Below are 23,716 nucleotides of genomic sequence, written 5' to 3' on the forward strand. Positions count from 1 at the left end.
AGCTGTGTTCGAGCTCACAACCAGACCCGTGAGCGGAGCCGCGCACATCATCGCTAGGCTGTGCTTGAGCTCACACCGACAGCCACGAGGGAGCGTCACGCAGGATGAACCTCTACGTACCCATCCTCGTACTCGGCGCGATCGCGATGGGGTTCGCGGTGTTCTCGGTGGCGATCGCGAAAGTGACCGGCCCGTCCCGCTACAACCGGGCCAAGCTGGAAGCCTACGAGTGCGGCATCGAACCGATCGATCAGCCGGCCAGCGGCCCACATGCGGCGCCAGGTCAGCGTTTCCCGGTGAAGTACTACCTGACCGCGATGCTGTTCATCGTTTTCGACATCGAGATCGTCTTTCTCTATCCCTGGGCCGTCAGCTATGACGCGCTGGGGTTGTTCGCACTCATCGAGATGGGGCTGTTCGTCGTCGTCGTATTCGTCGCCTATGCGTATGTCTGGCGCCGCGGAGGCCTGAATTGGGATTGAGGTAGCAGTGGGCCTGGAAGAGCAAGTGCCCAGCGGTTTTCTGCTGTCGACCGTTGAGTCTCTGGCCGGGTATTTCCGTAAGGGCTCGTTGTGGCCGGCGACCTTCGGTTTGGCGTGCTGCGCGATCGAGATGATGTCGTCGATGGCCCCGGATTACGACATCTCCCGGTTCGGGATGGAGGTGTTCCGGGCGTCGCCGCGGCAGGCGGACCTGATGATTGTGGCCGGCCGGGTCAGTCAGAAGATGGCACCGGTGCTCCGTCAGATCTACGACCAGATGGTCGAGCCCAAATGGGTGCTGTCCATGGGCGTATGCGCATCGTCGGGGGGGATGTTCAACAACTACGCCATCGTGCAGGGGGTGGACCACGTCGTCCCAGTCGATATCTACCTCCCCGGCTGTCCGCCTCGGCCGGAGATGTTGATCTACGCAATGCTCAAGCTGCACGAGAAGATCCAGACGATGCCGCTGGGCGTCAACCGTGAGCAAGCGATCGCCGCGGCCGAAGAGGCCGCACTGTCGGCTCCGTCGACGTGGGAGATGAAGGGGTTATTGCGGTGAACCAGCCGGGCAACAACCACGACGCCGAAGCTGGAGAGGTGATCGAGGTTCGCCGCGGCATGTTCGGTGCGCGCGGCACCGGCGACACCTCCGGGTACGGGGGGCTGGTACGCGAGGTTGCGTTGCCGGGCCGCAGCCAACGACCCTACGGCGGATATTTCGACGAGGTGGTCGACACCTTGACCGAGGCTCTGGAGCGCGACGGCATCGAGGCCGCCGATGCCGTCGAGAACATCGTGGTATTTCGTGGCGAGCTGACGCTCTACGTCCGCCGGGAGTTGCTGCCAGCCGTCGCCCAATTGCTGCGCGACGAGCCGGACCTGCGCTTCGAACTGAGCTTGGGCGTGAGTGGAGTGCACTACCCGGACGACGCCGACCGTGAGTTGCATGCGGTATACCCGCTGAAGTCGATCACCCACAACCGGCGTGTGCGACTGGAAGTGGTTGTGCCCGATGCAGATCCACATATCCCGTCGCTGTTCAACGTGTATCCGACCACCGACTGGCATGAGCGTGAGACCTACGACTTCTTCGGAATCATCTTCGATGGCCACCCGTCGCTGACCCGTATCCAGATGCCCGACGATTGGCAAGGCCATCCGCAGCGCAAGGACTATCCCCTCGGTGGTATCCCCGTCGAATACAAGGGCGCACAGATCCCCCCGCCCAACCAGCGGAGGGCATACACCTGATGAGCAAGGCCACCACCCCGTCCCCAGGCACGGACGGCACTGCCGAGACGGTCCTGAGCGTCGGCGGGCAGGACTGGGAACAGATCGTCGAGGCAGCCAAAGCTGCGGATCCGGGCGAACGCATCGTCGTCAACATGGGGCCTCAACACCCGTCGACGCACGGCGTGTTGCGTTTGATCCTCGAGCTCGAGGGCGAGACGGTCACCGAAACCCGCTGCGGGATCGGCTATCTGCACACTGGTATCGAGAAGAACCTCGAATTCCGCTACTGGACTCAGGGCCCGACCTTCGTGACCCGGATGGACTATCTGTCGCCGTTTTTCAATGAGGTCGGCTTCTGCCTGGGTGTGGAGAAGCTGCTCGATATCACCGAGGCGATCCCGGAGCGCGTCAACGTGATTCGGGTGCTGATGATGGAACTGAACCGGATCTCGTCGCATCTGGTCGCATTGGCCACCGGCGGCATGGAACTGGGCGCGCTGACCGTGATGCTCTTCGGGTTCCGCGAACGCGAACTGGTGCTCGACATCTTCGAGACGATCACCGGTTTGCGGATGAACCACCAATACATCCGGCCCGGCGGGGTGTCGCAGGACCTGCCGGACGAAGTGTTCCCTCAAATCCGCGACTTCCTCAAGCTGATGCCGAAACGGCTCAAAGACATCGAAGACCTACTCACCGAGAACTACATCTGGAAGGCCCGCACCAAGGGCGTGGGCTACCTCGACCTGGCCGGGTGCATGGCGCTGGGTATCACCGGCCCGGTCCTGCGTTCCACCGGACTGCCTTATGACTTGCGCCGAGCGGAGCCGTACTGCGGCTACGAAAATTATGAATTCGACGTGATCACCAACGACGGCTGTGATGCCTACGGCCGCTACCTGATTCGCATCAACGAGATGAAGGAATCGCTGAAGATCGTAGAGCAGTGCATGGATAAACTCGGCAAGCTGGGGCCGGGCCCAGTCATGATCGAAGACCGCAAGATCGCTTGGCCGGCCGACCTGAAGCTCGGCCCGGACGGGCTCGGCAACTCCCCCGAACACATCGCGTGGATCATGGGCCACTCGATGGAAGGTCTGATCCATCATTTCAAGCGGGTGACCGAAGACATCTGGGTGCCACCCGGCCAGGTCTTTATCTCAGTGGAGTCGCCGCGCGGTGAGCTGGGGGTGCACATGGTCAGCGACGGCGGCACACGACCATATCGGGTGCATTATCGGGATCCGTCGTTCACCAATCTGCAGGCTGTCGCTGCGATGTGCGAGGGCGGATTGGTCGCCGACGTGATCGCCTCGGTCGCCAGCATCGACCCGGTCATGGGCGGAGTCGACCGGTGACGGCACCTAACAAGACCGGCCGGGGCAAGCTGATGCCGCCGACCGCGGGCACCGGCGGTGAGCGCGTTTTCATCCAGCTCGGCCGCCCGCCCGAGGAGCCCGGCCAGTTCGAGAGCGACCCCGACGCCCCCCGGGCGTATCCGGACGAGGTGCGGGCCCGGCTGGAAGCCGAAGCCAAGGAGATCATCGCCCGCTATCCGCAACCACGATCGGCGATCCTGCCGCTGCTGCACCTGGTGCAGGCCGAAGACTCCTACCTCACCCCGGCCGGCCTGGCGTTCTGCGCAGATCAGCTTGGGCTGACCGGCGCCGACGTCGCCGCGGTGGCGTCGTTTTACACGATGTACCGGCGCGACCCCACCGGCGACTATCTGGTGGGGGTCTGTACCAACACGTTGTGTGCGGTGATGGGCGGCGACGCCGTCTTCGATGCGCTCAAAGACCATCTGGGCATCGACAACGACGAGACCACGTCGGACGGTTCGATCACCCTGCAACACGTCGAATGCAACGCCGCCTGCGACTACGCACCGGTGGTGATGGTCAACTGGGAGTTCTTCGACAACCAGACACCGGAATCGGCACGCGCGCTCGTCGATGCGCTGCGCTCCGGTGAACCTCCCAGGCCCACCCGCGGATTGCCGGTGTGCAGCTTCCGGGAGACCGAGCGCATCCTGGCGGGTTTCCCCGACGAGCGCCCCGACGACGGTCAGGGCGGCCCCGGGGCGGCCACGTTGGCCGGGCTTCGAGTCGCTCGAGAAAATGGGATGCAGGCCCCCGAGCCGGATAGTTCAGCCGACGGAGGCGGTCAATGACGACCACCCAGCTCACCCCCGTGTTGAGCCGCTACTGGGACGAACCCGAGTCGTGGACGATCGAGACCTACCGCCGCCACGACGGCTATCTCGGGCTGCAAAAGGCCCTCGCCATGGAGCCGGACGAGGTGATCAAAGAGGTCAAGGACTCCGGGCTCCGCGGACGCGGCGGCGCGGGATTCTCGACCGGAAGCAAGTGGTCGTTCGTCCCGCAGGGAGACGAGGGGGCGGCCGCCAAGCCGCACTATCTGCTCGTCAACGCCGACGAGTCCGAACCGGGAACGTGCAAGGACATGCCGCTGATGCTGGCGACGCCGCATGTCCTCATCGAGGGCGTCATCATCTGCTGCTATGCGATCCGCGCCCGCCATGCGTTCATCTATGTGCGCGGTGAGGTGCTGCCGGTACTGCGGCGGATGCAGGCGGCGGTGGCCGAGGCCTACGCCGCCGGGTTCCTGGGACGCGACATCGGCGGTTCCGGCTATGACCTCGACGTCACGGTGCACGCCGGCGCGGGCGCCTATATCTGCGGCGAGGAGACTGCGCTGATCGACTCCCTGGAGGGCTACCGCGGCCAGCCGCGGCTGCGGCCGCCTTTCCCGGCGGTAGCCGGGCTGTACGGCAGTCCGACCGTCGTCAACAACGTCGAAACCATCGCCAGCCTGCCGCCGATCCTGCTCAACGGCGTCGACTGGTTCCGCTCGATGGGCACCGAGAAATCCCCTGGCTTTACGCTGTATTCGCTGTCCGGACACGTCAACCGCCCAGGCCAATACGAGGCGCCGCTGGGCATCACACTGCGGGAGTTGCTCGAGTACGCCGGCGGGGTGCGCACCGGGCACCGGCTGAAATTCTGGACGCCCGGCGGGTCATCGACACCGATCCTGACCGACGAGCACCTCGACATCCCGCTGGACTACGAGGGCATGTCGTCGGCCGGATCGATGCTGGGCACCAAAGCCCTGCAAATTTTCGACGAGACCACCTGTGTCGTGCGCGCTGCCCAGCGCTGGTCAGAGTTCTACAAACACGAATCCTGCGGCAAGTGCACGCCGTGCCGGGAGGGCACCTATTGGCTGGTGCCGATCTACGAGCGGCTGGAAACCGGCCGTGGCACGCGCGAGGATTTGGACACCTTGCTCGACATCGCTGACGTGTTGTTCGGAAAGTCGTTCTGCGCCTTGGGAGATGGCGCAGCGATGCCGGTGCAGTCGTCCATCCAGTACTTCCGTGACGAGTACATCGCACACGTCGAGCAGGGCGGCTGCCCATTTGACCCGAACGCGAGCATTTTCGTGCCGCAGCGGGAACCCGAGGGAGGAACAGCGTGACGTCGGCGGCCAACACTTCGGCCGGCGCTGGTGAGCCGCGGCCCGAGATGGTGACCTTCACCATCGATGACCAGAAGTTGACAGTGCCCAAGGGCACGCTGATCATTCGGGCAGCAGAGCAGATCGGCATCGAGATACCGCGTTTCTGCGACCACCCGCTGCTCGATCCGGTGGCGTGGTGCCGGCAATGCCTTGTCGAGGTCGAGGGCCAGCGCAAGCCACAGCCATCGTGCGCGGTGGCAGCGACCGACGACATGGTGGTGCGCACCCAACACACCTCGGAAGTCGCCGACAAGGCCCAACACATGGTCATGGAGCTGCTGCTGATCAACCATCCGCTGGATTGCCCGGTGTGCGACAAGGGCGGCGAATGCCCACTGCAGAACCAGGCCATGACCAACGGACGCCCCGAGACTCGCTTCGAGGAAGTCAAACGGGTGTATCCCAAGCCGATCAACATTTCCTCGCAGGTATTGCTGGACCGCGACCGCTGCGTCCTGTGTGCGCGCTGCACCCGGTTCTCCAACGAGATCGCCGGTGACGTCTTCATCGAAATGCTTGAACGCGGTGCGCTGCAACAGGTCGGCATCTACACCGACCAACCGTTCGATTCCTACTTTTCCGGCAACACCGTGCAGATCTGCCCGGTGGGCGCGCTGACCGGAGCCTCTTACCGGTTCCGGGCCCGACCGTTCGACCTGGTTTCCAGCTCCAGCGTGTGCGAGCACTGCGCGTCGGGGTGCGCGCAGCGCACCGACCACCGCCGCGGCAAAGTGATGCGCCGGATGGCCGGCGACGACGCGGACGTCAACGAGGAGTGGAACTGCGACAAAGGCCGGTGGGCGTTCACCTACGCCAGGCAACGCGACCGGATCACCACTCCGCTGGTCCGCGATGCCGACGGCACACTGGTCCCCACCGCGTGGCCGAATGCGCTGGTACTGGCGGCGCGTGGACTGGCCGCCGCCCAGGGGCGCACCGGCGTCCTGGTCGGCGGCCGAGTGACGACCGAAGACGCCTACGCCTACTCCAAATTCGCTCGAATCGCATTGGGCAGCAATGACATCGACTTTCGTGCGCGCCCGCATTCGGCCGAAGAGGCGGCCTTCCTGTCGGCGCGGGTCGCCGGACAGCCCATCGATGTCAGCTATACCGACTTGGAAGCCGCACCGGTCATCCTGCTGGTCGGGTTCGAACCCGAGGAGGAGTCGCCGATCGTCTTCCTGCGGTTGCGCAAGGCGGTCAACAAACACCACACCCGGGTCTACGCGGTGGCGCCGTTCGCCGACCGCGCCGTGGCGAAGATGTCGGGAACCCTGATACCCGCCGTGCCGGGTGCCGAGGCGAAAGTGCTGGACGGACTGCACGACGGAGAGATCGGGGACCTGCTGCGGCAACGCGGCGCGGTGATCATGGTCGGAGAGCGGCTGGCGACGTCAGCGGGCGCCTTGTCGGCCGCGGTTCGGTTGGCCGACGCCACCGGAGCCCGGCTGGCCTGGGTGCCCCGCCGCGCGGGCGAGCGCGGCGCACTGGATGCCGGTGCGCTGGCCGGGCTGTTGCCCGGTGGCCGTCCGGTGGGCGACGCGAACGCCCGGTCACAGCTTTGCGAACACTGGCACGTCGACAACCTGTCGTCGACTCCGGGCCGAGACACCGATGCGATCCTGGCCGCTGCCACCGACGGGACGTTGGGTGCACTGCTGGTCGGTGGAGTCGAACCGGGCGACCTCACCGATCCCGGCGCCGCACTGGCCGCTCTGGATGCGGTGGATTTCCTGGTCAGCCTGGAGTTGCGGCACAGCGAGGTCACCGAGCGTGCCGACGTGGTGTTGCCGGTCGCACCCGCGGCGGAGAAGTCGGGCACGTTCGTGAACTGGGAAGCCCGGTACCGCCGCTTCGGCGTCGCGCTGCGTGATAGCAATGCGCTGTCCGACGGGCGGGTGCTCGACTCGATCGCAGACGAAATGGGTGTCGCGCTGGGGCTACCCACCGTCGATGCAGCACGCGACGAACTACAGCGGCTCGGCGCCTGGGATGGGGAGCGGGTAGCCCCTCCCGATGTTGCGCCGGGCCAGCTGCCTGGCCCGGGTCGGGGCGAAGCGGTGCTGGCCAGCTGGCGAATGCTGCTGGACGCCGGCCGGATGCAGGACGGCGAACCGAACCTCGCCGGCACCGCACGCAAGCCGGTGGTGCGCCTGTCAGCCGACACGGCGGCCGAGATTGGCGCGGCCGCCGGCGATCTGGTCAGCGTTACCACTTCGCGCGGGTCGATCAGCCTGCCGCTGGACATCACCGACCTGCCGCCGCGCGTGGTGTGGCTGCCGATGAACTCGGCCGGCTCGGCGCTGCATCACCAGCTGGGTGTCACCGCTGGTGCCCTCGTGCAGATTGGAACGAGCGCATGAGCACCTTCGGCCACGACCCGTTATGGCTGATCATCGCCAAGGCAATCGCCGTTTTCGGGTTCCTGGTGCTGACCGTGCTCCTAGCGATCGTCATCGAACGAAAAGTTCTGGGCCGCATGCAGATGCGGCCCGGACCCAACCGGGTCGGCCCCAGGGGATGGCTGCAGAGCCTGGCCGACGGAATCAAGCTGGCCCTCAAGGAGGACATCACTCCCACCGAGGTCGATCGAGTGGTCTACCTGCTGGCTCCGGTTATCTCGGTGGTGCCGGCGATGACCGCGTTCGTCGTGATGCCGTTCGGTCCCGAAGTGAGCGTGTTGGGCCATCGCACCCCGTTGCAGACGGCTGATCTCCCCGTCGCGGTGCTGTTCATCCTGGCGATGTCGTCGATCGGGGTGTACGGAATCATCTTGGCCGGCTGGTCATCCGGCTCCACCTACCCGCTGCTGGGCGGGATACGGTCCACCGCCCAGGTGATCTCCTACGAGGTGGCGATGGGGTTGTCGTTCGCGGCGGTGTTCCTTTACGCCGGGACAATGTCGACGTCGGGCATCGTGGCCGCCCAAGACCGGGTTTGGTTCGCATTTCTGTTGCTGCCGTCGTTCCTGGTCTACCTCACGTCGATGGTCGGTGAAACCAACCGGGCGCCATTCGATCTGCCCGAAGCCGAGGGCGAGTTGGTCGGGGGCTTTCACACCGAGTACTCGTCGCTGAAATTCGCGTTGTTCTTCCTGGGCGAGTACGTCAACATGACCACGGTCTCCGCACTGGCCGTCACGTTGTTCTTCGGAGGCTGGCACGCGCCATTCCCATTCAACATGTGGGACGGTGCCAACCAGGGCTGGTGGCCGGTGCTCTGGTTCACGATCAAGGTGTGGGGCTTCCTGTTCGTCTTCATCTGGTTACGCGCCACCCTGCCGCGGCTGCGTTACGACCAGTTCATGGCGCTGGGCTGGAAGATGCTCATTCCGGTGGCGCTGGTGTGGGTGATGGCCGCCGCGGTGATGCGCAGCATCCGCAACGACGGCTACCCGCACTGGCAAATCGTCCTGGCCATCATCAGTACGGTCACCACGCTGGCGCTATTGGTATTTCTGCATAGACGGTTCAGCGCGGTAAATATTCGCGCATCGCAGACGGTGCCGGTAACTACGGCCGTTCCGAGCGAAGGATTCCCGACCCCACCGCTGCCGCAACGCACGCGCGAACCGGCGTCAACCGGGGTCAGCAAGGAGGATACCGGTGGCTAACTTCAAAGACGCCCTCGCCGGATTCGGCGTCACACTCTCGACGATGTTCAAACGGCCGATCAACGACGGCTATCCGGAGAAGAAGAAACGGGTGCCACACTGGCACGGTCGCCATCAGCTCAACCGGTACCCCGACGGCCTGGAGAAGTGCATCGGCTGCGAGTTGTGCGCCTGGGCCTGCCCGGCCGACGCGATCTATGTGGAGGGCGCCGACAACACCGACGAGGAACGGTTCTCTCCCGGGGAGCGCTACGGTCGCGTCTACCAGATCAACTACCTGCGCTGCATCGGCTGCGGCTATTGCGTCGAGGCCTGCCCGACACGGGCTTTGACCATGACCAACCAGTATGAAATGGCCGACGACAACCGCGCCGATCTGATCTACGACCGGAACATGCTGCTGGCACCGCTGGAACCCGACATGACCGCGCCGCCGCACCCGATGCCGGACGGTGCCACCCAGGCCGACTACTACCTCGGAAACGTCACCGCCGACGGCCTGAGCGACAATCCGGATCTCTTTGCCCTGCTCGACAGGGCGAGGCAAGGTAAAGTCTGATGAGCTCGTTGACCACCGAGCTGCTGGCCGCCGACACCCTCGTCCGCACCTCCACCGGTGAGGCGGCGACATTCTGGTTCCTGGGAGCGCTCGCGGTGATCGGCGCGCTGGGGGTGGTGATGGCCGCCAAAGCCGTGTACTCCGCGATGTTCCTGGCGATGACGATGCTCATCTTAGCGGTGTTCTACTTCGTGCAAGACGCAATGTTTCTCGGTGTGGTGCAGATCGTCGTCTACACCGGCGCGGTGATGATGCTGTTCCTGTTCGTGATGATGCTGATCGGGGTCGATTCAGCGGAGTCGCTGGTGGAAACGCTTCGCGGACAGCGGATCGCCGCGGTTGTCGCCGGGGTTGGGTTCGGCATCTTGTTGATCGCCGGGATCGGGTCAACCACAATGGCTTTCGCCGGGTTGTCGGCTGGCGACAAGACCCACAACGTCGAAGGGTTGGCCGCGCTGATCTTCTCGCGCTACCTGTGGGCGTTCGAGTTGACCAGCGCGCTCCTGATCACCGCGGTGATCGCCGCGATGGTCTTGGCGCACCGGGAACGGTTGGAGCCGCGGATGACTCAGCGGGAATTGTCTATTCGGCGCTTCCAGCACGGTCACTATCCCACACCGTTGCCGACTCCCGGGGTGTACGCCCGCCACAACGCAGTCGACGTGGCCGCGCTACTGCCTGACGGCTCCTTCTCGAAGCTCTCGGTGTCGTCGGTGCTGCAGCACCGCAAGGTCGACACGTCGGGCGACGCCACCGGCCCCCGGTCCCCCAGCGGTTCACCTGACAGCTCGGATCAGAACGGTAAGTCATGAACCCGCAGAACTACCTTTACCTGTCGGCGCTGCTGTTCACCATCGGCGCGGCCGGTGTGCTGTTGCGGCGCAACGCGATCGTGATGTTCATGTGCATCGAGTTGATGCTCAACGCCGTCAACCTGGCGTTCGTCACCTTCGCCCGCATGCACGGGCATCTCGACGGCCAAATGGTTGCGTTCTTCACCATGGTCGTCGCCGCCTGCGAAGTAGTGGTCGGCCTGGCCATCATCATGACGATCTTCCGTGCCCGCAAGTCGGCCTCGGTCGACGACGTCAACCTACTCAAAGGGTGAGACCACGGCTCTATGACATATCTGACACATCTGACCTGGCTGCTCGTGGCCTTGCCGGCGGCCGGCGCGTTGATCCTGCTGCTGGGCGGCCGGCGCACCGACCGGTGGGGGCATCTGCTGGGCTGCGCGACGGTGCTTGCCTCGTTCGGCATGGGTGTAGCGCTGCTGACGGAGCTGCTCGGCCGTTCCGGGCACGACCGCGCCATCCACCCGAACCTGTTCAGCTGGGTGCCGGTCGGCGGGTTGCAGGTCGACTTCGGACTGCAAATCGACCAGTTGTCGATCTGCTTCGTGCTGCTGATCAGCGGGGTCGGGTCGCTGATCCACATCTACTCGATCGGCTACATGGCCGAAGACCCCGACCGCAGAAGGTTTTTCGCCTACCTCAACTTGTTCGTGGCGGCGATGCTGCTGTTGGTGGTCGCCGATAACTACCTGGGCCTCTACGTCGGCTGGGAAGGCGTGGGCCTGGCGTCCTACCTGTTGATCGGCTTCTGGTACCAGCGGCCGACGGCTGCGACCGCAGGCAAGAAAGCGTTCGTGATGAACCGGGTCGGCGACATCGGGCTGTCGCTGGCCATGTTCGCCATGTTCGCCTCCTTCGGCACACTGCAATTCGACGGGGTATTCGCTGCGGCCGACGGTGCCAGTCGCGGCATGCTGACCGCGATCGGACTGCTACTGCTGCTGGGCGCGTGCGCCAAGTCCGCGCAAATCCCGGTGCAGGCCTGGTTGTTCGACGCCATGGAGGGCCCCACCCCGGTTTCTGCGCTGATCCACGCCGCGACGATGGTGACCGCCGGTGTGTATCTGATCGTGCGGTCCAATCCGCTCTACAACCTTTCACCGGACGCGCAACTGGCGGTCGTGATCGTCGGCGCGGCGACGCTGTTGTTCGGCGCGATCGTGGGCTGCGCCAAAGACGACATCAAGCGCGCACTGGCAGCGTCGACGATCAGCCAGATCGGCTACATGGTGCTGGCCGCCGGACTGGGGCCGGCCGGGTACGCCTTCGCGATCCTGCATCTGCTCACCCACGGCTTCTTCAAGGCCGGGTTGTTCCTCGGCTCCGGCTCGGTGATCCACGCGATGGACGACGAGCAGGACATGCGCCGCTACGGCGCGCTGCGGTCTCTGCTGCCGATCACCTTCGCCACCTTCGGACTCGGTTATCTGGCGATCATCGGGATACCACCGTTCGCCGGCTTCTTCTCCAAGGACGCCATCATCGAGGCCGCCTTGGCCGCCGGCGGGATCCGCGGCGCAATCCTCGGTGCGGCGGCGGTATTGGGCGCCGGTATCACCGCGTTCTACATGACCCGGGTGATGCTGATGACGTTCGCCGGCGAAAAGCGTTGGGCCGACGATGCGCATCCGCACGAGGCGCCGGCGGTGATGGTGTGGCCGATGATCTTGCTGGCGGTCGGCTCGGTGTTCTCCGGTGGCCTGCTGGCCGTCGGCGGCACTCTGCAGGACTGGCTCGAGCCGGTCGTGGGTGTCCATGAGAGTGCTCATGTCGCCCCGGTGTGGCTGACCACCTCGGTGACCCTGATCATCGTCCTCGTCGGTGTCGTGGTGGCCTACCGGATGTACGGCAGGCAGCCTGTCCCCGCGACCGCACCCGCCGATGTCTCTGCGCTGACGGCGGCCGCACGCAGCGACCTCTACGGCGACGCGTTCAACGAGGAGGTGTTCATGCGGCCCGGTGGGCAATTGACCCGCGCGCTGGTCGAAGTCGACAACGCCGGTGTGGACGGCTCGGTCAACGCGCTGGCCGCGCTGGTCAGCCGGACCTCAGATCGACTGCGCGGCTTGCAGACCGGGTTCGCCCGCTCCTATGCGTTGTCGATGTTCGTCGGCGCGGCATTGGTTGCCGCCGGAATTTTGGCGGTGCAACTGTGGGCATGAGTTTCCCCTGGCTTTCGGTGCTGTGGCTGCTGCCGTTGGCCGGTGCGGTGCTGGTCATCGTGATGCCGCCCGGGTGGCGGCAGTTCGCCAAATGGTTCGGGCTGGCGGTGGCGGTAGCCGTATTGGCGGTGACGATTGTGATCACCGCCGGGTTCGATACCGGCGGTGCGCCCTACCAGTTCCTCGAATCCCACCCCTGGATACCGGCATTCGGTGCCGGCTACACGCTCGGCGTGGATGGCATCGCAGTGGTGCTGGTGCTCCTCACCGCAGTGCTGGTGCCGCTGCTGATGCTGGCCGGTTGGAACGATGGTGGCCAGCGCAGCCGGGGACCGCACGGCTACGTGGCGCTGACACTGACCGTCGAGTCGATGGTGCTGATCTCGTTGGTCTCCCTCGACGTGCTGCTGTTCTATGTCTTCTTCGAGGCCATGCTCATCCCGATGTACTTCATGATCGGCGGTTTCGGGCAGGGGGCGCATCGGTCCCGTGCCGCGGTGAAGTTCCTGCTGTACAACCTGTTCGGCGGCCTGATCATGCTGGCGGCCGTCATCGGGGTGTATGTGGTGACCGCCCAGCACGGCGCCGGGACCTTCGACTTCCGGGAGATCGTGGCGGCATTCTCACCGGGCTCCACCGTTGTCGACCCTGCGGTGCTCAAGGCGCTATTCCTCGGCTTCATGTTCGCGTTTGCGATCAAGGCGCCGTTGTGGCCGTTCCACCGATGGCTGCCCGACGCCGCAGTGGAATCCACCCCGGCGACCGCGGTGCTGATGATGGCGGTGATGGACAAGGTCGGCACCTTCGGCATGCTGCGCTACTGCCTGCAGCTCTTCCCCGATGCGTCAACCTATTTCCGGCCGGTGATTGTCGTGCTGGCGGTGATCGGCGTGGTCTACGGCGCGATCGTGGCGATCGGCCAGACCGACATCATGCGTTTGATCGCCTACACGTCCATCTCACACTTCGGCTTCATCATCCTCGGCATCTTCGTGATGACCAGTCAGGGCCAAAGCGGTTCGACGCTGTACATGGTCAACCATGGCCTGTCCACCGCCGCGGTGTTCCTGATCGCAGGATTCCTGATCTCACGTCGCGGCACCCGGTCGATCAGCGCCTTCGGCGGTGTGCAGAAGGTGGCACCGGTATTGGCCGGGACATTTCTGGTCGCCGCAATGGCGACGCTGTCGCTACCCGGCTTGGCGCCGTTCATCAGCGAATTCCTGGTCCTGGTCGGCACTTTCAACCGCTACTGGCTGGCAGCGGCATTCGGTGCCACTGCTTTGGTGCTGTCATCGATCTACATGCTGTGGCTCTACCAGCGAGTGATGACCGGGCCTGTCCGCGAGGGTAACGAAAAGATCCGTGACCTGGTCCCGCGCGAAGTCGTCGTCGTCGCGCCGCTGATCGCGCTGCTGCTGGTGCTCGGGTTCTATCCGAAACCGGTGCTAGACATCATCAATCCCGCGGTCGGCCACACGATGGCCACTATCGGACAGCAGGATCCGGCGCCCACCGCGCCGGCCCGGACTGCGCACCAGCCGCGGACAGCGGAAGGACCGCATCGATGAGCATGCCCACGCCAAGCGTCGAATACGTACTGATCTCTCCGATGCTGATCGTCTTCGGGGCGGCGGTGGCCGGCGTGCTGGTGGAGGCGTTTCTGCCGCGACGATCGCGCTATGCGGCCCAAGTCATCCTTGCTCTCGGCGGGCTGGTCGCCGCGTTCGTCGCCGTTGTGCTGGTCGCGAGGGATCTTGCTCCCTCCGGTGACACCGCGGTGATTCGGGCCCTGGCCATCGACGGACCGACGTTGCTGTTGCAGGCCACCATCTTGCTGGTCTCGGTGATGGCGGTCATTTTCATCGCCGAACGCCGTGGTGCTGACAACGTCGCCACCGGCCCCGGCGCGGCGACCGCCGTTGCGGCTGTGCTGGATTCGTTTACCCCGCAGGCAGCCGCGGTCCCCGACAGCGCGGGTGAACGCCAAGCGGGCCGGGCCGGAGCGACCCAGACCGAGGTCTTCCCGCTGACAATGCTGGCCGTGGGCGGCATGATGGTCTTCCCGGCGGCCAATGATCTGTTGACGATGTTCATCGCCCTGGAGGTCTTGTCGCTGCCGCTGTACCTGTTGTCCGGGCTGGCCCGGTACCGCCGATTGCGGTCGCAGGAAGCGGGCATGAAATATTTTTTGCTGGGAGCCTTCTCGTCCGCGTTCTTCCTCTACGGGGTGGCGCTGCTCTACGGGGCGACCGGAACGCTTGCGCTTCCTGGCATCCAGGGCGCGCTGGCGATCCGTCCCGACGACTCGATGGCGCTGCTCGGTGTCGCACTATTGGCGGTCGGCTTGCTCTTCAAGGTGGGCGCGGTGCCGTTCCACTCCTGGATTCCCGACGTGTACGACGGCGCGCCGACGCCGATCACCGGATTCATGGCCGCGGCCACCAAAGTCGCCGCGTTCGGCGCGCTGCTGCGTGTGGTCTATGTGGCGCTGCCACCGCTGCATGACCAGTGGCGGCCGGTGCTGTGGGCGGTATCGATTCTGACCATGGTGATCGCCACCATCGCCGCGATCAACCAGACCGATGTCAAACGCATGCTGGCGTACTCGTCGGTGGCGCATGTCGGTTTCATCCTCACCGGTGTGATCGCCGGCATCGTCCCGGCCGGGGTCTCGTCGACAATGTTCTATCTGGTCGCCTACAGCTTCAGCACCGTCGGCGCGTTTGCCGTCGTCGGGCTGGTCCGCAACACCAACGGCGACGAGGATGCTTCCATGTCCCGGTGGGGTGGGCTGGGACGACGCTATCCTGTTGTCGGGCTGCTGTTTTCGATGTTTCTGCTGGCCTTCGCCGGTATTCCGTTGACCAGCGGGTTCGTCAGTAAGTTCGCGGTGTTCAAGGCGGCCGCTGAGGGCGGCGCGGTCCCGTTGGTCATCATCGGTGTGATCGCCAGTGGGGTGGCAGCGTACTTCTACGTCCGGGTGATCGTGCTGATGTTCTTCACCGAGCCGCCCGCCGAAGAGTTGCAGGTCGTGATGCCGAGCTTCTGGAGCAAAGCGGCGATCGCGGTGTGCGCTGCGGTGACCATTGGGCTCGGTGTCTTTCCGCAGCCGCTGCTCGATTTGGTTGAGCAGGCCGCGCAATTCGTGCAATGACCGTTCTTCGCGACGATACCGGCGCGGTACGTGTACTGACCCTGAACCGTCCCGAAGCGCGAAACGCGTTGAACAGCACGTTGATCGAAGCGTTGTATGACGCTTTATGCGAGGCCGATGCCGATGCGTCGGTGCGTGCGGTTGTCCTCACCGGAGCCGACCCGGCGTTTTGCGCGGGTGTCGACTTGAAGCAGGCGCAACGCGAGGGTCCGGCGTATTTCGAGCGGTACCAGTCGCATAACTGCATCACCGGGGTGGCCGAGATGGCCACCCCGGTTGTCGGCGCGATCAACGGTCCGGTGTTCACCGGTGGCCTGGAGATGGCGCTGGGCTGCGATTTCCTGATCGCCTCGGAGCGCGCGGTGTTCGCCGATACCCATGCGCGAGTGGGAATTCTGCCGGGCGGCGGGATGACGGCGCGGCTGCCGCAGTTGGTCGGCGTCGCGATGGCGCGCCGGCTGTCGATGACTGGCGAGGTCGTCGACGCGTCACGTGCCGAACAGATCGGATTGGTGACCGAGGTCGTCCCGCATTCCCGGTTGTTGGCTCGGGCCGTTGAGTTGGCAGGCCAAATCACCGAGGTTCCCGCGCCGATCATGGCCGGACTCAAGGAGATCTACGTGAATGGATCGGCCGCGGTCACCGATCCGGCACTGGCCGCCGAGCAAGCGATCTCCGGTGCGCGGTCGGACACCACCGATCTCGGTGCCCGCTATACCGAGATCAGCGAACGCAACCGCCGGCAGATCCGTCGCTAGTCCCTCAGGAACTTATCCACAGCTGGAGCTTCATCCACAGACCGGTCTCCGCGCTAGCTGCCGGCCCCGGTTCTGTCACCGGTGCTTCATAGCGTCGAAGCATGGGTGCAGCACTGGGCGCGGACACGAATTTGTTGTGGTGGTTTCGTCGGAGGCTGTCGACGCTCTGGTGCGGGACATGAGCGAGATCCTCACCACCATGGGTGCCCGGTTGTATGGCAAACGTGCTGCTGGCAACCGTGTTAAGCGTGCCATGTCCGCGGCGGCTGAGGCTAGGTGACGCGAGGCGGCGTGATGGCAAAGTTCGAGATTGCGGAGGGTTGGACGGTGCAGGCGTTCCGATTCGCCCTGGAGCCGACCGACGATCAAGCGCGGATGCTGGCGCGGCATTTCGGTGCCCGGCGTAAGGCTTACAACTGGACCGTCGCGGCCCTGAAAGCCGACATCGAGCGGTGGCATGCCACCGGGATACAGACAGCGAAACCATCGCTTCGGGTACTGCGGAAACGGTGGAACACGATCAAGGACGACGTGTGCGTCAACGCTGAGACCGGGCAGGTGTGGTGGCGCGAGTGTTCCAAAGAGGCTTACGCCGACGGCATCGTCGGTGCGGTCGACGCGTATTGGAACTGGCAGAACTCCCGATCTGGCAAACGCGACGGCAAAAGGATGGGCTTCCCCCGGTTCAAGAAGAAGGGCCGCGACGCCGACCGCGTTACATTCACGACCGGTGCGATGCGTATCGAACCTGATCGCCACCACCTGACGCTCCCGATCATCGGGGCGGTGCGCACCCACGAGAACACGCGCCGGATTGAGCGGCTCATCGCCAAAGGTCGGGCGCGGGTGCTAGCGATCACGGTGCGCCGTAATGGCACCCGGCTGGACCCGAGTGTGCGGGTCCTCGTGCAGCGCCCGCAGCGGGCGAAGGTGGCGCATCCCGGTTCACGGGTCGGAGTTGATGTCGGGGTGCGGCGCCTGGCGACGGTTGCCAACGAGGACGCCACGGTGCTCGAACACGTGCCGAATCCACGGCCACTCGACGCGGCACTCAAAGAGCTGCGACACGCCAGCCGTGCCCGCTCGCGCTGCACGAAAGGTTCACGGCGCTACCGTGAGCGCAGCACCGAGATTTCCCGGCTGCATCGCCGGGCCAAAGATGTCCGTACTCACCATCTTCACTGTCTGACAACGCGGTTGGCTAAAACTCACGGCCGCATCGTGGTGGAAGGACTGGACGCGGCGGGGATGCTGCGGCAGAAGGGATTGCCGGGTGCCCGCGCGCGTAGGCGGGGTCTGGCGGATGCCGCCTTAGGCACATCGCGGCGGTATCTCGCCTATAAGACGGGCTGGTACGGGTCGGCACTGGTGGTCGCTGACCGGTGGTTCGCGTCGTCGAAAACCTGCCACGACTGCGGGCATGTGCAAGACATCGGCTGGGACGAACACTGGCAATGCGACGGGTGTTCGCTCACGCACCAACGTGATGACAACGCCGCTGTGAACCTCGCACGCTACGAGGAAACATCTAGCGTCGTCGGCCCAGTTGGGGCCGCCGTCAAGCGTGGAGCCGACCGTAAGACCGGGCCTCGCTCGGCGGGTGGCCGTGAAGCGCGGAAGGGACGCAGCCGCAAGGCTGCCGAACAACCCCGTGACGGGGTGCAAGTCGTGTGACCACTAAAGATCCCTCACTTGCAACGGTCCCGATGGCATGTCTCGGTTGTCCGGATTACTCGATCCGGAAACCCGCGCGTATTTCGAGGCCATCGAAGCGGCCGTGCGGCCGGGCCGCCACCAACCCGACGGCAAACGTCCCGATGCGCCCGATGACCGCACCCCGGCCCAACGCTGTCACGACGCGCTCAAGCTCGGGCTGAAAACCGCCATCGCGTCGGGCGGCCTCGGTGTGCATCGCGGCCACCCGGTCACCGTAGTCGTCACCACCACGCTGGACGAACTGGACCGTGCTGCCCACGCTGTTGCAGATCCATCGATCCCGATGCCCGCGTATGCCAGCACCGGTGGTGGGTCCAGGCTACCGATGCGTGATCTGATCCGGATGGCCGCCAACGGAATCCACTATCTGGCGGTGTTCGACGACCACATCAAGCGGCCGCTGTATCTGGGTCGGCAAAAACGCGTCGCCACTGCCGACCAACGATTGATCTGTTACGCCCGTGACCGCGGCTGCACCCGCCCCAACTGCGTAGTACCCGGTTATCGCTGCGAAGTCCACCACTCACCGGAGTGGGCGCGGGGTGGTCGCACCGACGCCGACAAGCTGTTCTTTGCGTGTGGCTGCGACCACGGCATGACCACTCGCGGCGAACAACGCACCATAGTCACCGACAGCGGGCGACTCGGCTGGACCGACGGCACCGGCCCGCCCGAAATCAACCATGCCCACCATCCGGCGGAACTTCTGCGGGGCGACCCTGACCCGCCGCCGCCGGATCAACAGTGAACGGCCGGATCGCTAACAGGTAAATCGCCAAGATCGCCAACGGTGCGGCCAATGGCAGCCACGGCAGTTGCAGGGGAAACGCTGTCGCGACCAATCCGACCAACGTGAAACCAACGGCCCCAACGAGAGCCGGCCCGCTGACGGTATCGAGCCCGGTGCCCGTACTGACGGCGTGCCGTAGCAGCAGATAGGCCGCTGCGGCCAGACCGGACGCCGCGGCCAGCGTGGGCGCGGGATTGGACACAATGATGGCAATCACGGTCAGCAGCACCGCAAGTGTTGCGGCCGGCCGAACCAGTGTTGCGGCGGCCACCGCAACCAGAGCAAGGAGCGTGACGACGAATGTGGCGCCCTGCGAACCTATTCCGACAGCTGCCACCATCAGCAGCCCGCAGGCGATCGACAATGCGCGGGCGATCATCGTCCTCCCGACACCGGGCGCCGATGGTCAGGAACCGCACGCATCGATTGGTCCAGAGTGTGATCGGCCTGCCACGCCACCACGTCGACACCGATGGTGGCCATGTCGCGATACATGGCCGACCGCTGCAAGGTCCACAATCGGCCAATCAGCGGATCCTGCCGATCCTCGAACGGCGAGCCCTGTAGGACATCGACGGCCACCACGACGTGACCACGCTTCCGCAAGTCGATCAGCGCCAGCGCGAACTCGGTGTCCAGCAAGGTGGAGAATGCGACGACGATCACACCCGGCGGGACAGCGGCGCGCGGTGCGAGAGTGCCGGTGGTGGTTTCGAATTCATCGCCTTCGCCAAGCACCGTGTCGAGTACCCGATAGAACTGGCGCTGGCCGATGTCGGCGCCCAGCCATCGCGGCCGGCGCCCGCCAAGCGCCACGATGCCGGTGCGATCACCGTTGCGCAGTGCGGTCTGCACCACCTGGGCGGCGCCTCGTACGGTGCGCTCGGTGGCTTCTGTCGCCGGGCCCGGTGGCTGCGAATAAGTGTCCACGAGCACCACCACGTCGGCCGCCCGATCGGTCAGCCGTTCGGTCACGTGCAGGCTGCCGCGCCGCGCGCTCACCGGCCAGTTGACCGTGCGCAACTGGTCACCGGGCACGTAGGCGCGAATATCGGCGTATTCGACACCGCGGCCGATGTGCCGGGTGAGATGGGTGCCCAGGCGATCGAGTAGTTCGGTCCGCGGGAGCGCCGTGGGCTGCGGGGGCGCTATCGGAAACACGTTGACGTGGGCGGCATCTGCGGTGGCGGTCCCGACCAGCAATCCGCCATGCGCGACGACGTCGACCGTGGCCCGGATCGGGTAGCGGCCCCAGCGGTCGGCGGTAGCAGCGACAGTTTGCCGCTGAGCAGAGGACCGGTCGACCACGTCGAGTTGCATCTCATCGACCGCAGTAACCGTGAGACCCACTGCCACACCGGGGCTTTCAGTGATCGCAGTCACGGTCAGCTGCGTCTGCTCGGACTCGAAGCAGCGCAGCGAGCCAGGTTCGGCGTGCACCCGAACCTTGGGCAGCTGCCGCTGCCAGCCGATCGAACACAACACACCCAGCAGCGGCGCAGCGAACGCCAAAAGCTGCCACTGCGACGCGACCAGCGCCGCCACCAAAGCCGCGCCCGCGCAACTGGCCACCGCTCTCGTCAGCGCCGACGCGCGCCAACGCAAAGTGACCTCTTGGATTTGGGTCACGTCGCCGCACCGCGCGCACGCGGAACCGGCAAGCGACGCAACAGTTCTTCTACGACGTCTGACCCCTGAATCCGCCGCACCCACATCTCCGGGCGCAGCGTGATCCGGTGCGCCACAGCCGGGACGGCGAGCGCTTTGATGTCTTCGGGAATCACGTAATCCCGTCCGAGCAGCAGGGCGCGGGCGCGCGCAAGCTGCACCAAGTCGAGTTCGGCGCGGGGGCTGGCACCGACCGCGACCTGCGGATGGTGGCGGGTCGCCGCGGCCAGCGAGACCACATAGTGCAGAACGTCCTCGTGCACACTCACCTGCTCCACCGATTCCCGCATCGCCAGCAGATCGTGGGCGTCGACAACCTGGTTCACCGTCGGTTCGGCCGAGCCACGCTCGAGGCGCCGGCGCAGCATCCACGTCTCGTCGCGCTCGGAGAGGTAGCGCAGTTCGAGGCGAACCGCGAACCGGTCCAGCTGCGCCTCCGGCAAGGGGTAGGTGCCCTCGTATTCGATCGGGTTGTCGGTAGCCAACACGATGAACGGTGTTGGGAGCCGGTGAGTTTGCCCGTCGATACTGACCTGGTTTTCGGCCATCGCCTCCAACAGCGCCGCCTGGGTCTTGGGCGGCGTCCGGTTGATCTCGTCGGCCAGCAGCAGATTGGTGAAAATCGGTCCGGAACGAAACTCGAAACGTCCCGATTGCATGTCGTAGACGGTCGAGCCAAGCAGATCGGCCGGCAGCAGATCTGGCGTGAACTGGACGCGAGTGAAGCCAAGCCCCAGCGCCGCGGCGAACGATCGCGCGATCAGCGTCTTGCCCAAACCGGGAAGGTCCTCGATGAGCACATGACCACGGGCCAGCACCGTAGTGAGGATCAGGGTCAGGGCGGAACGCTTCCCGACCACGACACGCTCGATTTCGTCGAGCACCGCCTCGCAGCGGGCAGTGGTCACCTCGGCGGGCCCCGCCGTACCTCCAGTCATACCTGCTCCAACCGTTGCAGAATTTCCTCGAGCGCCGCCCGGCCGGGGCCGGGTTCGTTGCCGCCGGTCTGCGCGACGTTGTTGGGGTCCACCCATGCCCACAACTGCGGACCCAAAAGCATTCGCCCGGTAGTAGAAAACGCCGCCGGGTCTTTGGACTGCTTCTGGCCGGTAGCAATGGCGAACCGCCGGGCCAGTATCGGACGCAGATGCCGATCCCAGTCGGCCCGGTTGGATTCCGACCACCGAATCAATGTCTCGGTGCGGGTCAGCCAGCTGCGCAACGACTCCCCCAGCTCATTGCCGCTAGCGCCGTGCGTCGACTCATCCTGGTGACCGATGAACCGGCGAATATTGATCACCGCCAACGCCACCGCCACGCCGGACATCCACAGCACGAGTCGACGATCGGGCAATACCAACATTGCCGCCTCTACCGCGACGACAACGCACACACTCAAGATCGCCAGGCGCTTCATACCAGGCTTCGCAATTCGGCGAGAACCAACTGCAGTACGTCTGCCGCGGTCTGGCGATGGCTCTCGTTCATCACATGCATGCTGAACCGTGCCTCGGCGAACAGCTGGACCAGCTGAGCGGCGTTATCGGCATGCAACGCACGATGTTCGACGGCCCGGGCCAGCACTTCGGTCGGGGTGTCGAATTCCTGCGGCGCAGCGTCGGGCACCTTGGCCAGTTCGCGCTCCATCACCGCGTAACACGCGATAATCGCCTCCCGCGGTTCGCGGCTCAGGTCGACGACTGCGACAAGGCCGACTTCCGCTGCGCGAACAAGTGTTTCGGAGGCTGCGGTGGAAGCGGGCGGCTCAGCCGATTCGACGGGCGCAATGCGCGGTTCGGTGCCGCGCCGTCTGCGGGCGGCGACGACTCCGCCCCCGACGAGTAACACCAGTAGCGCCACCGTGCTCGCGACGAGGTAGCCGAGCACGTCTTCGTCAGTGTCCGGCTCGCGCGGCTGCTCAGGCGGCGGCACAGTGTCACCGGTCGGCAGCTGGATGCTCGGCGCGGTTCCATCCGGGAGTTGCCGAATATCGGGTGGCCCGAAAAACCGCGTCAGCAGCAACACCAGCAACAGCCATCCGACGAGGACCGCGGCTCCGACCAGCAATACCCGCCATCCCGGCCGTCCGACGCTGCCGCCGAAACGTTCCGGCAGACTGCCGGCGCTGGTGGCCGGCGTGCGCGGATCACGGAGTCGGGCAATGACGGCCGCACCGACGATCACCAGCGAGATCGCCAGCAGTGCCACCACATACACCAGCGAGGCCGAACTGCGCGGCGGTTCGTGCCGCGGCGCGCGTTCGACGCCGGGCAGATATCCGCGCAACGCCGCGGCCACGACGATCAAGAGCACGATCACGGCGACGACGCGGCCTGTCGCCTTGTCGATCAGGGGCATCGGCACACCACTCGACCGGTTGCCTGCCGCGTTTGCGGCATGGGCTGGCCTTATCCTGGCACGCGGGCCGCTACTGCCGCAGCGAATCGATCCGGCCGGGCCTGGGGTCAGCGGCGCTCGACGAGTTGTCAGCCTCGCCGGTAGGACGCCAGGTAAGGCGGCAACGGAACGGCCGGGTCGAGGCCCTCGGCCGGGACAGGTGCCCCAGCGGTCAAGGTCAGCGGCAGCACGCCGGCCCACAGGGGCAGCGCAACGTCTTCGGGATCATCGACCGGCCCGCCGTCGCGTACCTTGGCCGAAACCTCGAGCAAGTCCACTGCGAGGACGGCAGTTGCAGCCAGTTCGCGCGCATTGGGCGGTCGGCTGTCAGCGGCCCGACCGGCCGCCACGTGATCGAGCAGGGCATCCAAAGCGTGCAGCTTTTCCTGCCGATCCCGAACCAGGCGTGCGCTGCCGTGCACGACGACCGACCGGTACTGCATTGAGTGGTGCAGCGCGGCACGGGCCAGCACCAAGCCGTCGACCAGGGTGGCCGTGACACAGACGGGCAGACCTTCCGGTGATGCGGCCGCCAGCATCGGACCGCTGCCGGTGGAACCGTGCAGATACAGCACCTCGGCGACCCGGGCGTGCGTCGTCGGCAGGACTGCCGGGCGGCCGTCCTGGAGGTAACCGACGTGACAGATCAGGGCCTCGTCGAGGATGCGGTGGACGGTGGCGCGCTCGTAGCGGGCACGTTCCCGATACCGGGTGGGCGTGCTGCGCGCGGTGGGCGCGTAGGTCGACAGCGCTTCCAATTTTTGCCTCGCAATAGTTT

General features: G+C 65.4%; 22 protein-coding genes and 2 pseudogenes. 18 read left to right on the plus strand and 6 right to left on the minus strand.

What is annotated here, in order from left to right:
* The first annotated feature begins 104 nt into the window (after window positions 1-104).
* The 18 genes and pseudogenes from AC5Y5W_RS16540 to AC5Y5W_RS16625 all read left to right on the plus strand — a co-directional run.
* Complete coding sequence (locus AC5Y5W_RS16540; RefSeq protein WP_500011588.1) at window positions 105-482, plus strand: NADH-quinone oxidoreductase subunit A; 378 nt, start codon at window positions 105-107, stop codon at window positions 480-482.
* Window positions 483-489: 7 nt separating this feature from the next.
* A complete protein-coding gene (locus AC5Y5W_RS16545; RefSeq protein WP_500011590.1) occupies window positions 490-1,044 on the plus strand; it encodes a NuoB/complex I 20 kDa subunit family protein in 555 nt (184 codons plus the stop codon).
* Window positions 1,041-1,736 carry an NADH-quinone oxidoreductase subunit C gene (locus AC5Y5W_RS16550; protein ID WP_500011591.1) on the plus strand — a complete coding sequence of 232 codons (696 nt, stop codon included), beginning with the start codon at window positions 1,041-1,043 and terminating at the stop codon, window positions 1,734-1,736. Before AC5Y5W_RS16545 ends, AC5Y5W_RS16550 begins: the two co-directional genes overlap by 4 nt.
* Complete coding sequence (locus tag AC5Y5W_RS16555) at window positions 1,736-3,076, plus strand: NADH-quinone oxidoreductase subunit D (RefSeq protein WP_500011592.1); 1,341 nt, start codon at window positions 1,736-1,738, stop codon at window positions 3,074-3,076. Before AC5Y5W_RS16550 ends, AC5Y5W_RS16555 begins: the two co-directional genes overlap by 1 nt.
* A gap of 32 nt (window positions 3,077-3,108) precedes the next feature.
* Complete coding sequence (gene nuoE, locus AC5Y5W_RS16560; RefSeq protein WP_500011740.1) at window positions 3,109-3,891, plus strand: NADH-quinone oxidoreductase subunit NuoE; 783 nt, start codon at window positions 3,109-3,111, stop codon at window positions 3,889-3,891.
* Complete coding sequence (gene nuoF, locus AC5Y5W_RS16565) at window positions 3,888-5,222, plus strand: NADH-quinone oxidoreductase subunit NuoF (RefSeq protein ID WP_500011594.1); 1,335 nt, start codon at window positions 3,888-3,890, stop codon at window positions 5,220-5,222. Before nuoE ends, nuoF begins: the two co-directional genes overlap by 4 nt.
* Entirely contained in the window at window positions 5,219-7,627 is a 2,409-nt protein-coding gene (locus AC5Y5W_RS16570) for an NADH-quinone oxidoreductase subunit G (RefSeq protein WP_500011596.1), read from the plus strand. Before nuoF ends, AC5Y5W_RS16570 begins: the two co-directional genes overlap by 4 nt.
* Window positions 7,624-8,877 carry an NADH-quinone oxidoreductase subunit NuoH gene (nuoH, locus tag AC5Y5W_RS16575; RefSeq protein WP_500011598.1) on the plus strand — a complete coding sequence of 418 codons (1,254 nt, stop codon included), beginning with the start codon at window positions 7,624-7,626 and terminating at the stop codon, window positions 8,875-8,877. The genes AC5Y5W_RS16570 and nuoH overlap by 4 nt, the downstream gene beginning before the upstream one ends.
* On the plus strand, window positions 8,870-9,436 hold the full coding sequence (gene nuoI, locus AC5Y5W_RS16580; RefSeq protein WP_500011600.1) for an NADH-quinone oxidoreductase subunit NuoI: 567 nt from the start codon (window positions 8,870-8,872) through the stop codon (window positions 9,434-9,436). The genes nuoH and nuoI overlap by 8 nt, the downstream gene beginning before the upstream one ends.
* The gene (locus tag AC5Y5W_RS16585; RefSeq protein ID WP_500011601.1) at window positions 9,436-10,248 is read left to right on the plus strand and encodes an NADH-quinone oxidoreductase subunit J; all 813 of its coding nucleotides are present in this window, start codon (window positions 9,436-9,438) and stop codon (window positions 10,246-10,248) included. Before nuoI ends, AC5Y5W_RS16585 begins: the two co-directional genes overlap by 1 nt.
* Window positions 10,245-10,544 carry an NADH-quinone oxidoreductase subunit NuoK gene (gene nuoK, locus AC5Y5W_RS16590; RefSeq protein WP_499884856.1) on the plus strand — a complete coding sequence of 100 codons (300 nt, stop codon included), beginning with the start codon at window positions 10,245-10,247 and terminating at the stop codon, window positions 10,542-10,544. The genes AC5Y5W_RS16585 and nuoK overlap by 4 nt, the downstream gene beginning before the upstream one ends.
* Before the next feature lie 12 nt (window positions 10,545-10,556).
* Window positions 10,557-12,452 carry an NADH-quinone oxidoreductase subunit L gene (gene nuoL / locus AC5Y5W_RS16595; RefSeq protein WP_500011603.1) on the plus strand — a complete coding sequence of 632 codons (1,896 nt, stop codon included), beginning with the start codon at window positions 10,557-10,559 and terminating at the stop codon, window positions 12,450-12,452.
* On the plus strand, window positions 12,449-14,023 hold the full coding sequence (locus AC5Y5W_RS16600) for an NADH-quinone oxidoreductase subunit M (RefSeq protein WP_500011605.1): 1,575 nt from the start codon (window positions 12,449-12,451) through the stop codon (window positions 14,021-14,023). The genes nuoL and AC5Y5W_RS16600 overlap by 4 nt, the downstream gene beginning before the upstream one ends.
* Window positions 14,020-15,609, plus strand: coding sequence for an NADH-quinone oxidoreductase subunit NuoN (gene nuoN / locus AC5Y5W_RS16605; protein WP_500011607.1), 1,590 nt, complete (start codon window positions 14,020-14,022; stop codon window positions 15,607-15,609). Before AC5Y5W_RS16600 ends, nuoN begins: the two co-directional genes overlap by 4 nt.
* Window positions 15,606-16,367 carry an enoyl-CoA hydratase gene (locus tag AC5Y5W_RS16610; protein WP_500011609.1) on the plus strand — a complete coding sequence of 254 codons (762 nt, stop codon included), beginning with the start codon at window positions 15,606-15,608 and terminating at the stop codon, window positions 16,365-16,367. The genes nuoN and AC5Y5W_RS16610 overlap by 4 nt, the downstream gene beginning before the upstream one ends.
* A gap of 121 nt (window positions 16,368-16,488) precedes the next feature.
* Window positions 16,489-16,647: pseudogene (locus AC5Y5W_RS16615) on the plus strand (IS607 family transposase); the annotation flags it as partial.
* A gap of 14 nt (window positions 16,648-16,661) precedes the next feature.
* Entirely contained in the window at window positions 16,662-18,041 is a 1,380-nt protein-coding gene (gene tnpB, locus AC5Y5W_RS16620; protein ID WP_500011611.1) for an IS607 family element RNA-guided endonuclease TnpB, read from the plus strand.
* A 13-nt stretch (window positions 18,042-18,054) separates the two neighbouring features.
* Window positions 18,055-18,831 (plus strand): annotated as a pseudogene (locus tag AC5Y5W_RS16625) (DUF222 domain-containing protein); the annotation flags it as partial.
* Here the strand turns inward: AC5Y5W_RS16625 and AC5Y5W_RS16630 are convergent.
* From AC5Y5W_RS16630 to AC5Y5W_RS16655, 6 genes are all read right to left on the minus strand, one after another.
* On the minus strand, window positions 18,761-19,252 hold the full coding sequence (locus tag AC5Y5W_RS16630) for a hypothetical protein (protein WP_500011613.1): 492 nt from the start codon (window positions 19,250-19,252) through the stop codon (window positions 18,761-18,763). The pseudogene AC5Y5W_RS16625 and the gene AC5Y5W_RS16630 overlap by 71 nt on opposite strands.
* Window positions 19,249-20,502 (minus strand): DUF58 domain-containing protein, encoded by a 1,254-nt coding sequence (locus tag AC5Y5W_RS16635; RefSeq protein ID WP_500011614.1) that lies wholly within the window; start codon window positions 20,500-20,502, stop codon window positions 19,249-19,251. Before AC5Y5W_RS16635 ends, AC5Y5W_RS16630 begins: the two co-directional genes overlap by 4 nt.
* Entirely contained in the window at window positions 20,499-21,479 is a 981-nt protein-coding gene (locus tag AC5Y5W_RS16640; RefSeq protein WP_500011616.1) for an AAA family ATPase, read from the minus strand. Before AC5Y5W_RS16640 ends, AC5Y5W_RS16635 begins: the two co-directional genes overlap by 4 nt.
* The gene (locus tag AC5Y5W_RS16645) at window positions 21,476-21,958 is read right to left on the minus strand and encodes a hypothetical protein (RefSeq protein WP_500011617.1); all 483 of its coding nucleotides are present in this window, start codon (window positions 21,956-21,958) and stop codon (window positions 21,476-21,478) included. The genes AC5Y5W_RS16640 and AC5Y5W_RS16645 overlap by 4 nt, the downstream gene beginning before the upstream one ends.
* Entirely contained in the window at window positions 21,955-22,899 is a 945-nt protein-coding gene (locus tag AC5Y5W_RS16650; RefSeq protein ID WP_500011619.1) for a DUF4129 domain-containing protein, read from the minus strand. Before AC5Y5W_RS16650 ends, AC5Y5W_RS16645 begins: the two co-directional genes overlap by 4 nt.
* 128 nt (window positions 22,900-23,027) lie before the next feature.
* A complete protein-coding gene (locus tag AC5Y5W_RS16655; RefSeq protein WP_500011621.1) occupies window positions 23,028-23,696 on the minus strand; it encodes a pyridoxamine 5'-phosphate oxidase family protein in 669 nt (222 codons plus the stop codon).
* Window positions 23,697-23,716: the final 20 nt, after the last annotated feature.

It is taken from the genome of Mycobacterium sp. NGS51 (assembly GCF_059812525.1).

What these genes read in the sequence shown, in the direction of transcription:
- AC5Y5W_RS16640 (WP_500011616.1), bottom strand. Translation starts at nt 21,479, where the DNA reads ATGACTGGAGGTACGGCGGGGCCCGCCGAGGTGACCACTGCCCGCTGC.
- AC5Y5W_RS16540 (WP_500011588.1), top strand. Translation starts at nt 105, where the DNA reads ATGAACCTCTACGTACCCATCCTCGTACTCGGCGCGATCGCGATGGGG.
- tnpB (WP_500011611.1), top strand. Translation starts at nt 16,662, where the DNA reads ATGGCAAAGTTCGAGATTGCGGAGGGTTGGACGGTGCAGGCGTTCCGA.
- AC5Y5W_RS16555 (WP_500011592.1), top strand. Translation starts at nt 1,736, where the DNA reads ATGAGCAAGGCCACCACCCCGTCCCCAGGCACGGACGGCACTGCCGAG.
- AC5Y5W_RS16610 (WP_500011609.1), top strand. Translation starts at nt 15,606, where the DNA reads ATGACCGTTCTTCGCGACGATACCGGCGCGGTACGTGTACTGACCCTG.
- AC5Y5W_RS16630 (WP_500011613.1), bottom strand. Translation starts at nt 19,252, where the DNA reads ATGATCGCCCGCGCATTGTCGATCGCCTGCGGGCTGCTGATGGTGGCA.
- nuoF (WP_500011594.1), top strand. Translation starts at nt 3,888, where the DNA reads ATGACGACCACCCAGCTCACCCCCGTGTTGAGCCGCTACTGGGACGAA.
- nuoK (WP_499884856.1), top strand. Translation starts at nt 10,245, where the DNA reads ATGAACCCGCAGAACTACCTTTACCTGTCGGCGCTGCTGTTCACCATC.
- AC5Y5W_RS16650 (WP_500011619.1), bottom strand. Translation starts at nt 22,899, where the DNA reads ATGCCCCTGATCGACAAGGCGACAGGCCGCGTCGTCGCCGTGATCGTG.
- nuoL (WP_500011603.1), top strand. Translation starts at nt 10,557, where the DNA reads ATGACATATCTGACACATCTGACCTGGCTGCTCGTGGCCTTGCCGGCG.
- AC5Y5W_RS16600 (WP_500011605.1), top strand. Translation starts at nt 12,449, where the DNA reads ATGAGTTTCCCCTGGCTTTCGGTGCTGTGGCTGCTGCCGTTGGCCGGT.
- AC5Y5W_RS16645 (WP_500011617.1), bottom strand. Translation starts at nt 21,958, where the DNA reads ATGAAGCGCCTGGCGATCTTGAGTGTGTGCGTTGTCGTCGCGGTAGAG.
- nuoH (WP_500011598.1), top strand. Translation starts at nt 7,624, where the DNA reads ATGAGCACCTTCGGCCACGACCCGTTATGGCTGATCATCGCCAAGGCA.
- nuoE (WP_500011740.1), top strand. Translation starts at nt 3,109, where the DNA reads ATGCCGCCGACCGCGGGCACCGGCGGTGAGCGCGTTTTCATCCAGCTC.
- nuoN (WP_500011607.1), top strand. Translation starts at nt 14,020, where the DNA reads ATGAGCATGCCCACGCCAAGCGTCGAATACGTACTGATCTCTCCGATG.
- AC5Y5W_RS16585 (WP_500011601.1), top strand. Translation starts at nt 9,436, where the DNA reads ATGAGCTCGTTGACCACCGAGCTGCTGGCCGCCGACACCCTCGTCCGC.